The organism is Helicobacter sp. NHP19-003 (genome assembly GCF_019703305.1).
Lineage (GTDB): Bacteria > Campylobacterota > Campylobacteria > Campylobacterales > Helicobacteraceae > Helicobacter > Helicobacter gastrocanis.
The window spans coordinates 102,867-115,755 of sequence record NZ_AP024814.1 but is presented as its reverse complement, the minus strand read 5'-3'; the positions used below and the strand labels follow the sequence as shown (position 1 = coordinate 115,755).

The following is a 12,889-nucleotide window of genomic DNA, read 5'->3' as shown; positions in this document are numbered from 1 at the left end:
ATTTGTTTAACTGCACACGAGGTACACGGCTTACAAAAGAAAATAGGATTAAGGGCAGTATCCCACTTGTTACCGCTGGCGAATCTAATCAGGGTGTTAAGGGGTTTATCAGCAATGAGAACCAACAAGTTTTTAGCCACGCAATCACTATCGATATGTTTTGTAACTCTTTTGTGCATGTCCGCAAGTTTTGTTGCGATGATAATATTTTGGTTTTGACCCCCAAGCAAGAAATGAGCAAATACCACCTTATGTTTATTAGTGTGCTTATCGCCCAAAGTAAAACAAAATACAACTATGGCAAACAATATAGAATCAATAGCCTTGAAAAGCATAGGATCCCCCTACCCACTCACCAAGACGGCACTATCGCTTACGACCTCATGGAGCACTTCATCAAAGCCCTAGAGAAACAACACATGGAGAGGGTAAAAGCCCTATGGGAGACAAAATTAAAGGCGTATGACAAAGTCTTAAGCACGCCTTTAAACCCTCTTTAGGCAAGCCTAGTATTTAAACACATACGCCAGCTCTTCAAAGAGCTTGTTTTGGGCAAAAAAGATGGTTTCAAGCAGGTTGTCTAGCTCGCTGTCGATCTTTAAAAGTCGTCCGCCTTCTTTGGCTTTGAAGTAATGGGGTTTGTTGTGGAGGTAGTTGGACATTTGGGTGTAGCGGTTTAAGAGCAGTTGGGTATTGTTCTCTAGCAAGAGTTGCTTTTCTTCGGGCAAAGACACATTGAGGCAATAATCGTAAAGGCGGTAGCTGCAAGTGTCGAGCATGTCTATGGATTGCAACCCCCTTAAGAGAGCGTTTAGGGTGTTTGCATCCGAAGTTTCCGCCCTTGCGCTCTTTAAGCATAGTCTGAAGGCATCTAGTTGTTTTAAAAAAGTGTTTTGGGTGCTTAGAGCGTGGGTCTTGTGCTGGCTGGCATCTTCTAAAAGACAGCGCAAAGTGGCGACCAAGTGGCGCATGTGTTGGATAAATTCGTCCTTGTCGTATTTAGGCCACACGAACAAGAACACCACATAGACAATCCCAATACCTAAAGCCAAATCCGCCACGCGGAAAGCGACCATATCCACGAAGTCCTGCCTAAGCAAGGAAAAGCACAGCACGAAGGCAAACATGAGCGAAGCCGACCATATGGCGTAGGAATAGACCCTAAGATAAATGAATAAAAACACGCTCAACACCAAAAAGCCATCAAAGACCACGCTTTTGGCAAAGAGCCACACCACCGCTAGACCCACCGCTAGACCCACCGCCGAGCCTAGCACCAAATCCACTTGCACTTCTTTGGTGCTGCCCAAGCTAAAACGAGAAACCAATAAAGTCGCCATGGCGATCCACATGCCATGGTTGAAGCCGAAGTAGCGGGCAATGAAAACCGCAATCCCCATCGCTAGGGCGTATTTAGAGGCGTATTGAAAAATGGGGTTTTTGGTGTTTAAAGCGTCCAAGATGTGTTTAAACGAGGGCTTATGCACGGGGTCTGTTTGCTTGGGTTGCTTTTCGCCACCCATGATAAAAACCTCCATTTTATTGTAAATGATGGCGATGGAGTGCTGCAAAACTTTATCGAGTTTGGGGCTTAAGGCTACTAGGGCTTGTTTTTGGATTTGCAGGTCTTGCTTGGTGAAAATGTTTGAGAGGATTTGTAAGTTTGTGCGGATTTCTTGGCACACAGAGTCCAAAGAGCTTAAGTCTCCATAAATGGAGTGGATGGAGTGGTAGATCTCTTCTAGGGCCTGCAGCTGGAATAGGGCGCGTTGCAGGTTACGCACCGCTAGTGGGTCTTTGATGCGGCTAGAGCGGGAGGTTAAAATGATTTTTGTGTTGTGGATTTGCGCCAACACTTGGGTTTTAATGTGGGTGTAGTCGGCGGGGCTGTTGATGTATTGCAACATTAAATCCATGCTGGAGAGCAGGGTAGAAAAGCGTTTTTTGATGAAGTAGCTGTATTTAGACACCACGATAAAGGATTGCAACAAAATGCTTAGAGTACCTAGCATCAAAATCATTAAAAGGGTTTGTTGCAAGTCTAGGGAGGCGTGTGCATCCACATATAAACAGGTTACCAATCCGTTAGACAGGGCGGCATTGCAGACTTTATGTAGGTCTAGGCTGTAGGCGGTAGACATCCCGACCAAAAAGGTCATGATAAAAATAGGCACGCACAGCCACACCCCAAAATGCGCCATCGGGTAGAACAAGAGTACATTAAGACAACTGATGGCGATGAACACCACAAAATAATAGATTTCGTGTTCTTTGTCGCTAACCACGAGACTCAAAGCGTAGATGAAGACGGTTTGAAAGCCCGCCCAAATCACAATCGCATGCCCAAAGAAAAAAGCCCCTAGCCCCGCACAAAGGAAAGTGGTGAGGGTGGTCTTTAGGGCGAAAATGAGGCTAAAGTAGCCCGGGTCGTAGAGGTGGATGGTGCGTTTGAGCTGGGCTAAGAGGGGCATTTAGCGGATCGTGGGCTGGATGCTTTTGTTGTCGGCAAGGTTTTGCGCCTTCACTTCACTTAAAAAGTCTAAAAGCCTGCTGGCGGCTTGGCTGTAGGCTTGGCTGATGACAGATTGGGGGCTGGCTACACTGATGGGCATGCCACTATCGCCCCCTTCGCGCACCTGCACTTCTAGGGGGATTTGCGCGAGCACTTGGGTTTTATACTGCTTGGCAAGCGTGTTTAAGGTGTCCTTGCCAAAAATGTGGCTCTCATGCGAGCAGTTGGGGCAGATGAACCCGCTCATGTTCTCTACAATCCCGGCAATGGGGATCTGCAGGCGTGAGAACATGTCCAAACTGCGGCTGGCATCGTCTAGGCTCACGGTTTGTGGTGTGGTCACGGTGATGCCCGCACTAATAGGCACGGCTTGGGCTAGGGTGAGCTGGGCATCGCCTGTGCCCGGGGGCATGTCCACAACCAACACATCCAGCTCGCCCCAAATGATGTCGGTGAGCATTTGCTCAATGGCGCGCATGAGCATAGGGCCTCGCCAAATGAGGCTTTGGCCTTCTTCATACAACAGTCCCATGCTCATCACCCGCACCCCAAAGGCTTCTAGGGGGATGAGTTTTTTACCGCTAGGATCGGTCGTGGGGTTGGTTTGCATCAAGCCTAGCATTCTAGGTACATTGGGGCCATAGACATCTGCGTCTAAAAGCCCGACTTTTTGTTTTAAGCCCGCCAAAGCGATGGCTAAGTTCACGCTCGTGGTGCTTTTACCCACGCCTCCCTTGCCCGAGCTTATCATCACCACATGCTTAATGTTGGGGGCAAGATTTTTCGTGGCTTGCTGGGCTTGCTGGGCCCTATCCCTCTTGGCGGGGGTTTTGATGTCAATGTGGCAGGTTAAGCCCAATTCTTGCATTTTGGTGCTGATTTCTGTCCTCAGCGTGTCTGCCACCTGTGGGGAGCTTGAGGGGATGTCTAGCAAAAGGGCGAGTTTGTTTTCGTGCAAAGTGATGTTTTTCACAAAACCAAAACTCACAATGTCCTTTTCAAAATTGGGGTAAATGACCTTTTTCAAGACATCCAACACCGCATCCTGTGTAACCATTTTTATCCTTAAAATAAGATTCGTACAAAAATCACTTATACCTAGTTTTTCTTAATTTTGCCCCAACACGGCATGTCCTAGGGCTTGGATAGGGCTTTTGCAGGGGTGAGGTATTGGTTTTTCACCAACATCTGCACAATCTGTTTAAAAATCGGGGCAGCGGTTTGGGCGGCGTAATACTCCGTGCTGCCCAAAGACCCAAAAACCACCACCCCGATGACAAAGGTGTTTTCTTGATCTCTAGCAAAACCAAAAAACGAGCTGGTGTAGATTTCTGTGTACTTGCCCTTTTTGGCAATACGGGCTGTGCCTGTCTTGCCCCCAATGACAAGCCCCGGCACTTGTGCACTCTTGCCCGTGCCTTTAGTCACGACTTTAATCAACAAATTTTGCATTTCTTGTGCGCTCTTGGGGGCGATGACTCGCTTACTTGGAAGGTATTGTGTGGCGTACATCTCCCCATTGGGGTATTGTATCACCCTTTGCACCAAGTGGGGGGTGGCGAGCTTGCCCCCATTGACAAACACCCCATAGGCCCTTAAGAGTTGCAAAAAGGTGGTGCGCAAGCCATAGCCATAGGATGCCGTGCCCTTGTAAACATCGGTGTTTAAAAGGCGCACACTCGGCAACAAGCCCGTTTTTTCATGGAGCAAGTCGATGCCCGTTTCTTCGGCAAATCCAAAGTCCTTAAGCCCCGTGTAAAGCTCTTGCCCGCTTAGGCGTTTGGAGAGTTTGATCATGCCGATGTTGCTTGAGCGGATCAACACATCTTCGATGGTGGTGTGCTTTGATGGGATGAAATCATCTCTCACAAGATACTTGCCGAGCTTATAAAAGCCATGCCCTAAATCTATGGGTTGGCTGGGGTCAATGCGCTTTTTATCCACAAGCAGGCTGTAAACAATGGGTTTGATCGTGCTGCCCGGCTCGAAAGAGAGCTCAATGGCATCCACATTGAGGGCTGGGTAATCGCTCTTTTGGATGTTGTTGGGGTTAAAGCGGTTTGTCGTGGCTAGGCTCAAGATTTCTCCGTTTTGGGGGAGATACACCCCTGCAATGATTTGGTGCGCCTTGTAGCGGACTTTAGCTGCGTCTAGGATTTGCTCCAACGCCCGTTGGATTTTTAAGGGAATACTCAGCACAATGTCCGAGCCATCGATTCTAGAGACACTTTTAAAACTTCTGTCTTCAATGAGATTAAAACCTAAATCCCGTCTGCCCTGCATTTTGCCATCGTTCTTGGGGGCTAGGGTGTCATTTTTGGACTCTTCAATGCCCTTCACGCCCCTAATGGAGGTGATTTTACCCGTATCCACCTTTTGGATGTAGCCCACAAGGGGTTCGAAATTGTCCTTATAAAGGTAGTTGCGGGCAATCCCGCTCACTTCAATGCTTAGGCCAATTTTGGGCATGACTTTTTTATTCGCATCTTCATACTCTCTAAAGACATTGTAGGCTAGGAATTTGGCGTTTAATTGCCTTAAACTTGCGGCGGTGTTGGCATCGATGTTGTAAGAGAGCGTAACGAACCCGCTTTGCTTGAACTTCTCGGCGATGACGCTTTTGGGGATATTCGTGTAAATAGAGAGTAGGTCTATGAAAAACTCTTGCTTGTGCGGGTCAATGGATAGGGTGTTGAAACTCACCTTAAAGAGCTTTTGGCTGTTGGCGAGGCTAAAGCCGTCTTGGCTGTAGATCTGCCCCCTTGTGGCGATGTCGGTCTTGGTAGCCACCAAAGCGGGCATTTTGCGGGGCAACACGGCTTTAAAAAACATCACCACCAAAAACAGCGCAAAACACCCTGCCACCACAATGAAAATCATCATCAGGCGTTCTGTACGCCTAGGGTCGGTATCGGGTCTAGGATTTTGCGGAGGGGTAGCTAAAGGGTGATCCACACGCCCCCCTAAACTAAAGCCTTGCTACAGAGAGACTAAGAGGGAAACCAAACACAAGCCCAAGAACCTTAGATTTGTGTCCTTAACAATTCCTTGTAGGCGCTGATGGCCTTGTTACGCACTTCCAGCATGAGCTTCATGCTCGTTTCCGCCTTGCCGATGGCGATGGCAGCTTGGTGTAAGTCTTTGACTTGCCCTGTCGCCATGTCGGCCAAAGCGCGGTCGGACTCCATTTGGGTGTTGTTGAGTTCATCAATCGAGTGCTTGAGCATCTGAGAGAACTCCCCCTTCTCCATTAGATTCTCATGCGATTTTGAATCTAAAGGAGTGCTTGTTTTGTTCAACCCTATATCAGTGTATAAAGTCTTCATGTTGACTCCTTGCATCGTGTTCACCTATATCGCCTCTTTTAGACAATCCTTTAGTCTAAAGAAACAATCCTTTCTTTTGTAATCTTTTTATGCTTGCAACATGCTAATAGCGTTTGCCGCCATGTTCTTGGTGCTCTGAAACGCCGCCACATTGGCTTGGTACGCCCTTGTGGCTTCGATCAAATCCGCCATTTCCACGACAGGGTTGACATTGGGGTAGGACACATACCCGTTTGCATCTGCATCGGGGTGGGTGGGGTCGTATTTCAACAGCGGGGCTTTGTCATCACGCACGATTTTATCCACATACACGCCCATGATGGGGGGGTTGGGTTTTTCAATGTCATCGCTCTCGTCTAAAGGGTCTTCATAGTCTAGTAAATTGTTATCTTCGGCGAGTTTTTCGTTTAAAATCTTATTGAAGTCAAAAGACTTAAACACCGCTTCTTGACGGCGGTAGGGCCCGCCCTCATCGGTGCGGGTGGTGTTGGCGTTGGCAATGTTAGAAGAGATAAGATTGGCGCGCACTCTCTGGGCGGACAACCCATAACCGCTAATGTCAAAACTTGATAAAAACATGCACGCTCCTTAAATGTTTTTCGCCGAGTCTATGGCGTAATTGACGATGCCCCTATGCTTTTTTAGGGCAGTGGTTAGGGCGAGGTACATTGTGGAGTTTTTCCCCATTTCGGAAGTTTCGATGTCCAAATCCACACTGTTGCCATCGTTTTTCGCCAAGTGCCCATCCCTAAAAAAGATTGTGGCTTTCTTGCTCTCATCCAAATTAGGCTCTAAATGCCTAGAGTCCGTAACCGCCAATTCCAAAACCTTGTCCTGTTTATGGTCAAACACTTCTGCCTTCTTTTGGGCTAAAACCGATTCAAAGTCCACATCTTTCGGGCGGTAAAAGGGGGTGTCCACATTGGCGACATTGCTTGCGATCAAGTCCTGCCGCAAAGAGCGGTAGTCCATCGCTTGATACACGAGCGGATACGCTTTTGACAAGTCCATGTTTGCCCCTTTGGCTTACGCCTCGCGAGATGCATGGCCTTAAGCAATGAGTATTCCAAAACACCCAGCCCATAAGCCCAAAATCGCAAGTGTTGCGCTTGATAAATGAGTTATAATTATAGCACATTTATAAACACTTTGGGCGGTTTTCATGGCGTATCGGTATCTCTTTACCCTGTCTAGTTTTTTAATGATTTTTAGCGTACTCTTAAGCTACTCCCTTTCCACTTACACCACACTCATCTACCATTACAGCGAGTTTCATTTTTTTATTCGCCAGCTCGTGGCTGTGGCTGTGGGGATTTTTCTCATGTGGGGACTCTCGTGGCTTGATCCAGACAAGTGGTTTAGCAAAATCGGCTTTGCTATCCTACTAGGCTCTTTGTTCTTAATCCTCATCATGAGCTTTTTGCCCGAAAGCATGTCTAGCAGTGCAGGGGGGGCAAAGCGGTGGATTCGCCTGCCCTTTTTCTCCCTCGCCCCCACCGAGTTTTTTAAAGTGGGCTTTGTGTTTTTTCTCTCGTGGAGCTTGTCGAGGACTTTCTTTAACAAGGAAAAATCGGGCGTGCGCGAAGAGTTGACGATTCTCATCCCCTATTTGGTCGTGTTTTTGGCGGTGGCGTTTTTAATCGGGGTTTTACAAAACGACTTGGGGCAGGTGATTTTATTGGCCATCGTGCTGGGCTTTTTGCTCATCTTTTCAGGCGGGAGCTTTAAGCTTTTCCGCATTTTCTTAGGCATTGCGATTGTCATCGGGGTTGTGGCGATCAGCACGAGCGAACACCGCATTTTACGCATGAAGCTTTGGTGGGCAAACATCCAAAGCTCGATTCTCTCCATTTTGCCCCCCAAACTTGCCAGCAGTTTAAAAATCGAACATCTGCCAGAACCCTACCAAATTTACCACGCCACCAACGCCATCAAACACGGCGGGCTTTTTGGGCAGGGTTTAGGGGATGGCTTGATCAAACTCGGCTTTTTAAGCGAAGTACACACCGACATGGTCTTAGCAGGGCTGGCTGAAGAGTTGGGCTTTGTGGCGGTGGCGGTGTGCGTGGGAGTCATCTTGATCATCCTGCACGCCTTGTTTAAAATCACCAACCGCCTAGACAACCCCAAACACATGCTCTTTTGTTTGGGCGTGGCCCTACTCATCGCCTTCTCTTTCATCATCAATGCCTTTGGGGTGAGCGGGATCATCCCTATTAAGGGCATCGCTGTGCCGTTTTTAAGCTATGGGGGCAGCTCACTTCTAGCCAACTCTGTGGCTTTGGGGCTCGTGTTAAGCCTCTCTAAACAGGCACGCTAAGGTTTTGCAAAAACTCTGCATAGATGCTAGGTTCTTGAAACGCGCCGAGCCGACAGCTCGTCTTCAGCACACTCTCTTGTTTTTGCACCCCCTGCATGGCGACACATAAATGCCTAGCCACGCAAAACACCCCCACCCCTTTGGGCTCTAAACACTCTTGCAAACTCTGGGCAATCTGTGCGCCTAAACGCTCTTGGATTTGCAAGCGCCTTGAAAAGCACTCCACAAGGCGTGCAATCGCCCCTAGCCCTACAATCTTGGCATTGGGCAAATACCCCACACTCACCCGCCCAAAAAAGGGCAGTAAATGGTGTTCGCATAGGCTGTAAAACTCAATGTTTTGCAACACCACCAGCCCGCTTGAGGGCGCACACAACGTCGTGTTTAAAATCTCTTTGGGGTCTTGCTTGTAGCCCGCCATCAAATCCGCCCACAAGGCTTTGACCCTTTTAGGCGTGTTTTGTAAGCCTTCTCGCTTAGGATCTTCGCCTACACTGATAAACAACTTCTCTAAACTCTCTTTAAGCATCGGGGCTAAACAACTCTTGGCGAGCGATCTCTTCTAAAAAGATTGTGGCGTACGCCCCCTTGGGTAAGAAAAACTTGAGTTGCCCCTGCGCTTCTTGGGACAGATACAAGAAATCCACTTCTTGAGGATAGACAAGCGCAAAACGCCGATCCCCGCAAGAGTCAATCTCTTGCTTAAAGGGTTTTTCGAACTCCCCAGCCAAGTTTCTAGCTTCTAAGACTTTAAAGCCCGGGAGCAGCCCCGTTGCCACAAGGCTTCTAGCCTGCAATCTTTTTAAGTTTGTGTCTAAATCTTGTGTGCTGTGGTGAAAATACTTACCAAAGGGGTAATGGCACAGCACATCGCCCTCTAAAAGTTTGAAGTCTTGGGGTTGGGCTTTTAGGGCTCTGGCCTGCTCTAGGGAGATTTGGGGGTATTCTTTGGCGATTTCAAGGGGGCTAAAGTTATTGACAAAGGCATTCAAGCGCGCCCTTGCACTCAACCACTGGTTGAAACAAAAGCTTTGCTGGCTGGAGAGCAAAAACTTGTCTAGCTTTTTTTTGCCTGTGTTCACATGTTTGAAGTTGTCCCCCTTGCGTCCAAAGCGTTGTGCCCCAAAGTAATTCAAAAACCCCTTATTTTGCAAAACCTCTAGCACCTCGGCGATTTTTTGGGCATTTAGGGGAGTGAGCTTTTTTAGGCGCATGGCAAAATGGTTGCCCTTTAAATGCCCTAGGCGGATTTTATGCGTGTGGGCGGTGGTGTCTAGGATTTTCACGCCTTGTTCGTAGAGAGTGGAAGCGTGCCCTTCGAGGGCTTTCTCATAGGCTTTAGGCAAAGAGATGTATTGAAAAGTCAAGGCGTTTTTATCCTTAAGCCCGGCGTAGCCAAAGGCAGACATCTTACAACCCAGCACTTGCGAGAGCAGGCTTAACATCTCCCAAGTGGTCTTGTCTTTCTTGCGGACATGCACAATCAAATGCTCCCCGCTTTGGCTGAAGGGATAAAGGGGTTCTTCTTGCACCACAAAATCACGGGCACACTTCTTAAAGTAAAAGTCAATGGGCGCATGGCTTGCGCTGAAAAAGCGGGGAAATTGGTTGTTATTTTGCATGCGGGCATTATACACCATAATTTGGAGCATTTTTTGCTTGTAAGGTTGAAATTGATTGAAAGGGTCTTGTCATGGAAGTTAAAGACATCAAAAACAATCCATCCCTATATGCGTTGTTAGGCTCTGCGAGTCTAGGGCAAGCGCAATCTCTCCAAGCCCCCCAAGCTCCCGCTGGGAGCAAGCCTGAAGTGTTGGTGGAAATCTCTAAAAGCCAAACCGAGCCCAATGGGCTTAAAAGAGAAACCTACGGCTTTTTGGTGCTGGAATTGATGAGCGACAACGAATACGATGCCTTCTTGCGCGCCACAGCGGGCATGAACGAGAATGAAAAGCGCCTAGCCGCCCAATCCCTTTATAGCCTCACAAGCTTTTATGGCGGACAAATCCAAGAGGACAAACAGGCACAAGAAAAAATAGATGGTCTCAAAGCTCTGCAGGAAATGCAAGCCAAGAGAGCCTTTGGCATCAACAACGACTTTGTGCAACGCTACAAAAACGCCTACAACCAAGTCTACCAAGCCATGGACCTGCACCTTTAAAACAAAGTTTAAGCAAAAGTTTTATAAAATGGGCGTTTTTCGTGTCAAGGTAGCTCAGCCGGTTAGAGCGCTGGTCTCATAAGCCGGAGGTCGGGGGTTCAAGTCCCCCCTTTGACACCAACTCCTTTCGGTTTCTTTATACATTAAATGTTAAGAGGTTTTTATGGCACAAATTCTACTGCTCAATGGAGCTAAGGGTTTTGGGCACTCACACGGCCGTTTAAACACCACTTTACACGACCATGCTCTGCGGGTTTTAAAAGATTTGGGGCATGGCGTGGTTGAAACGCAGATCGATCAAGGCTATGACTTTGAAGAAGAAGTTGGCAAAATCCTGAGTGCCGATGCCTTGGTTTGGCAAATGGCGGGATGGTGGATGGGCGAGCCCTGGATTGTGAAAAAATACATGGATGAGGTTTTCACCACCGGGCATGGACGCCTGTGGAAAAACGATGGGCGTAGCCACACCGCCCCCACCAAAAACTATGGCAAGGGCGGGCTGTTGCAGGGCAAAAAATACATGTTTTCACTCACTTGGAACGCCCCCTTAGAAGCTTTCATAGACAAAGAGGAATTTTTTGGGGGCGTGGGCGTGGATGGCGTGTATTTGCACCTACACAAAGCCCATGAGTTTTTAGGCATGCAAGCCTTGCCCACTTTCATCTGCAACGATGTCATCAAAAACCCCCAAGTAGAGCAATACCTGCAAAACTACAGCACCCACTTGCAAAAGGTTTTTACCGCCTTTTAGACTCGACTTTAAGCCACTCTTTTGCCATCCCTGTAATCTCGCTTTGCAGCCGCGCCCTTTTGAGCTCGGTGCTCTTGAAGTGGTCTTTTTGAAAGACGGGGTAAAGGGGTGGGCTCTTTATTAAAGAGATCCGTTGGGGGGCACTGATTCGAAAATCGATTTGATCCCCACTGCAGGCAAAATCTTGAAAGTAGCGCTCTCTGATGGCGTTTTTTAGGGGCTCTTCGGGTAAGCTCAAGAAGTCCATGGGGATCCTTACTTGGAACTTAACAAAAAGTTGGGGAGGGTTTATAAGTTCATATTCGGCAAGAGCGTAGAGGTGTGGGCAACAAACATGGCAAGCTCCACGAGCCACGCCCCCACAAAGATAGAGAAAGCAAGCTTTTCTAGGGCGGGTTTAAAAAGCAAAATCCCCACCACGCTTAAAATAGCTAGAAACCCTAGAAACTCCATTGTTAAACAAAAGCAATTTGGGCGAGCACAGAAGCATCCCCACGGCGAATCGCACTTCTGTGGATGCTGGTATATCCCCCTTTGCGTTCGGCGTATTTGGGAGCAAGCTCGGTAACAAGTTTGTGGGTGGCTTCTTTGTTTTGCAAATAGGCAAAGACATAGCGGTGGGCGTTGAAATCGCCCTTTCTCGCCGCCGTTACCAGCTTTTCAATGTAGCTTTGCAATTCTTTGGCCTTGCAAAGCCCGGTTTCAATCTTGCCATGTTGGATCAGGGCGATGGCTAGGTTTTTTAAAAGTGCCTTCCTGTGGGCACTGGTCCTGCCGAGTTTTCTAAAACGATTTTGGTGGCGCATTAACTTTCCTCGCTTTTTAATTTTTCAATCCGTGCTTTTAAAGAGGCCTTAAACTCAGGGGAGAGCTCTTGACCCACGGGGTATTTAAGTTGTTCTAATTTTTCGGCAATCTCATCGTAGGACTTTTTGCCTAGATTTTTAATCCCTTTAAGCTCGTAAGCGTCCATCAGCACAAGCTCGCCGATGTACTTGATCCCGATTTTATCCAGGCAATTAAAGCAACGGGCGCTTAGGTCCAAGTCCTCAACTTTACGCACGAGATCTTTCACCTCTAGGCTGTCCTCTAGGGTATAAGCACCCTTAGAGTGTGCCATGCTCGTGCTGAAAATATGCATTTGTGCGTGCATGGTTTTCACCGCTTCTTGAAAAGCATGTTGGGGATCGATCTGCCCATCGCTCTCGATGTCAAAGATCACCCGTTCAAAGTTGGGGTTGCCATCCACGAGCATGTTTTCAATGTTATAGACCACTTTTTTAATGGGCGTGAAGTAAGCGTCTAGGGGGATGTAATCGCTAGGGATCAGCCCTCTAATGCTCTCACTAGGTACATAGCCCATGCCCCTTTGGATGATGAGGGTAAAATCTAGTTGCACATCTTCGTTGATGGTGGCTAAATACGCCTCTTTATCCACCACACCCACACCCTCTACTTCTAAGTGTTTGCCACTGAGTTTGGCAGGGCCTTTAAAAGAGTAATGCACCACTAGTTGCTCGTCTGGATTTTTGGCCCGCCCCACTAGGCGGATATTTTTGAGGTTGGCGATGAAAAGAGCGGCATCCTCAGCCATGCCCCGCACGGAGTCAAACTCGTGGGCAACATTTTCAATTTTAATGCCAATGGGCGCATACCCCACAGAACTTTGCAGGAGAAAGCGACGGATGGGGTGCGCTAAAGTGATGGCGTAGCCACTTTCAAAGGCAGACACGCTCACGCGGATCTGCCGGTCGCTGATTTTCTCAACGCTGATGTCCGTGGGGACATGGGGCGCTGTTTTAATCACTTTCATGCGAGC

The 12,889-nt window shown here is 48.1% G+C and carries 15 protein-coding genes, 1 tRNA gene and 1 pseudogene; 5 read left to right on the top strand and 12 right to left on the bottom strand.

All coding sequences use genetic code 11. The features are described 5' to 3' along the window. Window positions 1-2: 2 nt before the first annotated feature. Complete coding sequence (locus K6J72_RS00670; protein WP_221279701.1) at window positions 3-500, top strand: restriction endonuclease subunit S; 498 nt, start codon at window positions 3-5, stop codon at window positions 498-500. 6 nt (window positions 501-506) lie between these two features. On the opposite strand, the gene K6J72_RS00665 is transcribed toward K6J72_RS00670, so the two are convergent. The 6 genes and pseudogenes from K6J72_RS00665 to flgB all read right to left on the bottom strand — a co-directional run bounded on the left by K6J72_RS00665 (window position 507) and on the right by flgB (window position 6,849). Beyond that, entirely contained in the window at window positions 507-2,471 is a 1,965-nt protein-coding gene (locus K6J72_RS00665; protein ID WP_260320601.1) for an FUSC family protein, read from the bottom strand. Beyond that, window positions 2,472-3,672, bottom strand: a pseudogene (locus tag K6J72_RS00660) (Mrp/NBP35 family ATP-binding protein). Continuing rightward, the gene (locus tag K6J72_RS00655) at window positions 3,647-5,467 is read right to left on the bottom strand and encodes a peptidoglycan D,D-transpeptidase FtsI family protein (RefSeq protein ID WP_430886735.1); all 1,821 of its coding nucleotides are present in this window, start codon (window positions 5,465-5,467) and stop codon (window positions 3,647-3,649) included. Before K6J72_RS00655 ends, K6J72_RS00660 begins: the two are co-directional and overlap by 26 nt. A gap of 68 nt (window positions 5,468-5,535) precedes the next feature. Then, the gene (gene fliE, locus K6J72_RS00650; protein ID WP_082346373.1) at window positions 5,536-5,838 is read right to left on the bottom strand and encodes a flagellar hook-basal body complex protein FliE; all 303 of its coding nucleotides are present in this window, start codon (window positions 5,836-5,838) and stop codon (window positions 5,536-5,538) included. 87 nt (window positions 5,839-5,925) lie between these two features. Beyond that, a complete protein-coding gene (gene flgC, locus K6J72_RS00645) occupies window positions 5,926-6,417 on the bottom strand; it encodes a flagellar basal body rod protein FlgC (RefSeq protein ID WP_221279695.1) in 492 nt (163 codons plus the stop codon). Between the two features lie 9 nt (window positions 6,418-6,426). Further along, the gene (gene flgB, locus K6J72_RS00640; RefSeq protein ID WP_221279693.1) at window positions 6,427-6,849 is read right to left on the bottom strand and encodes a flagellar basal body rod protein FlgB; all 423 of its coding nucleotides are present in this window, start codon (window positions 6,847-6,849) and stop codon (window positions 6,427-6,429) included. A 151-nt stretch (window positions 6,850-7,000) separates the two neighbouring features. On the opposite strand from flgB, the gene K6J72_RS00635 reads away from it, so the two are divergent. Then, window positions 7,001-8,158 (top strand): FtsW/RodA/SpoVE family cell cycle protein, encoded by a 1,158-nt coding sequence (locus K6J72_RS00635; RefSeq protein ID WP_221279691.1) that lies wholly within the window; start codon window positions 7,001-7,003, stop codon window positions 8,156-8,158. Here the strand turns inward: K6J72_RS00635 and folE are convergent. Together folE and truD are read right to left on the bottom strand one after the other, a co-directional pair. Further along, window positions 8,142-8,687 (bottom strand): GTP cyclohydrolase I FolE, encoded by a 546-nt coding sequence (gene folE / locus K6J72_RS00630; protein WP_221279690.1) that lies wholly within the window; start codon window positions 8,685-8,687, stop codon window positions 8,142-8,144. The two genes, K6J72_RS00635 and folE, sit on opposite strands and share 17 nt — an antisense overlap. Beyond that, window positions 8,680-9,798, bottom strand: coding sequence for a tRNA pseudouridine(13) synthase TruD (gene truD, locus K6J72_RS00625; protein WP_260320600.1), 1,119 nt, complete (start codon window positions 9,796-9,798; stop codon window positions 8,680-8,682). The genes folE and truD overlap by 8 nt, the downstream gene beginning before the upstream one ends. A gap of 53 nt (window positions 9,799-9,851) precedes the next feature. Between truD and K6J72_RS00620 the strand changes: the two genes are divergently transcribed. The 3 genes from K6J72_RS00620 to K6J72_RS00610 all read left to right on the top strand — a co-directional run bounded on the left by K6J72_RS00620 (window position 9,852) and on the right by K6J72_RS00610 (window position 11,070). Further along, on the top strand, window positions 9,852-10,319 hold the full coding sequence (locus tag K6J72_RS00620) for an HP1233 family protein (RefSeq protein WP_221279686.1): 468 nt from the start codon (window positions 9,852-9,854) through the stop codon (window positions 10,317-10,319). A gap of 43 nt (window positions 10,320-10,362) precedes the next feature. Continuing rightward, window positions 10,363-10,439 (top strand) — tRNA-Met (locus tag K6J72_RS00615). 43 nt (window positions 10,440-10,482) lie between these two features. Further along, window positions 10,483-11,070, top strand: coding sequence for an NAD(P)H-dependent oxidoreductase (locus K6J72_RS00610; protein WP_221279684.1), 588 nt, complete (start codon window positions 10,483-10,485; stop codon window positions 11,068-11,070). On the opposite strand, the gene K6J72_RS00605 is transcribed toward K6J72_RS00610, so the two are convergent. From K6J72_RS00605 to K6J72_RS00590, 4 genes are read right to left on the bottom strand one after another with little or no spacing between them, the layout of a single operon-like run. Beyond that, complete coding sequence (locus K6J72_RS00605; protein ID WP_221279682.1) at window positions 11,057-11,317, bottom strand: hypothetical protein; 261 nt, start codon at window positions 11,315-11,317, stop codon at window positions 11,057-11,059. The genes K6J72_RS00610 and K6J72_RS00605 overlap by 14 nt on opposite strands. 41 nt (window positions 11,318-11,358) lie before the next feature. Then, complete coding sequence (locus K6J72_RS00600) at window positions 11,359-11,523, bottom strand: hypothetical protein (RefSeq protein WP_221279680.1); 165 nt, start codon at window positions 11,521-11,523, stop codon at window positions 11,359-11,361. A gap of 2 nt (window positions 11,524-11,525) precedes the next feature. Then, on the bottom strand, window positions 11,526-11,876 hold the full coding sequence (gene rplQ, locus K6J72_RS00595; RefSeq protein WP_221279678.1) for a 50S ribosomal protein L17: 351 nt from the start codon (window positions 11,874-11,876) through the stop codon (window positions 11,526-11,528). Continuing rightward, window positions 11,876-12,883, bottom strand: coding sequence for a DNA-directed RNA polymerase subunit alpha (locus tag K6J72_RS00590; RefSeq protein ID WP_221279676.1), 1,008 nt, complete (start codon window positions 12,881-12,883; stop codon window positions 11,876-11,878). The genes rplQ and K6J72_RS00590 overlap by 1 nt, the downstream gene beginning before the upstream one ends. Between the last annotated feature and the right edge of the window lie 6 nt (window positions 12,884-12,889).

Coding starts and splice junctions, on each gene's coding strand:
- K6J72_RS00610 (WP_221279684.1), top strand. CDS start 10,483: ATGGCACAAATTCTACTGCTCAATGGAGCTAAGGGTTTTGGGCACTCA.
- K6J72_RS00605 (WP_221279682.1), bottom strand. CDS start 11,317: ATGGACTTCTTGAGCTTACCCGAAGAGCCCCTAAAAAACGCCATCAGA.
- K6J72_RS00590 (WP_221279676.1), bottom strand. CDS start 12,883: ATGAAAGTGATTAAAACAGCGCCCCATGTCCCCACGGACATCAGCGTT.
- K6J72_RS00665 (WP_260320601.1), bottom strand. CDS start 2,471: ATGCCCCTCTTAGCCCAGCTCAAACGCACCATCCACCTCTACGACCCG.
- K6J72_RS00620 (WP_221279686.1), top strand. CDS start 9,852: ATGGAAGTTAAAGACATCAAAAACAATCCATCCCTATATGCGTTGTTA.
- rplQ (WP_221279678.1), bottom strand. CDS start 11,876: ATGCGCCACCAAAATCGTTTTAGAAAACTCGGCAGGACCAGTGCCCAC.
- folE (WP_221279690.1), bottom strand. CDS start 8,687: ATGCTTAAAGAGAGTTTAGAGAAGTTGTTTATCAGTGTAGGCGAAGAT.
- K6J72_RS00600 (WP_221279680.1), bottom strand. CDS start 11,523: ATGGAGTTTCTAGGGTTTCTAGCTATTTTAAGCGTGGTGGGGATTTTG.
- flgC (WP_221279695.1), bottom strand. CDS start 6,417: ATGTTTTTATCAAGTTTTGACATTAGCGGTTATGGGTTGTCCGCCCAG.
- fliE (WP_082346373.1), bottom strand. CDS start 5,838: ATGAAGACTTTATACACTGATATAGGGTTGAACAAAACAAGCACTCCT.
- truD (WP_260320600.1), bottom strand. CDS start 9,798: ATGGTGTATAATGCCCGCATGCAAAATAACAACCAATTTCCCCGCTTT.
- K6J72_RS00635 (WP_221279691.1), top strand. CDS start 7,001: ATGGCGTATCGGTATCTCTTTACCCTGTCTAGTTTTTTAATGATTTTT.
- flgB (WP_221279693.1), bottom strand. CDS start 6,849: ATGGACTTGTCAAAAGCGTATCCGCTCGTGTATCAAGCGATGGACTAC.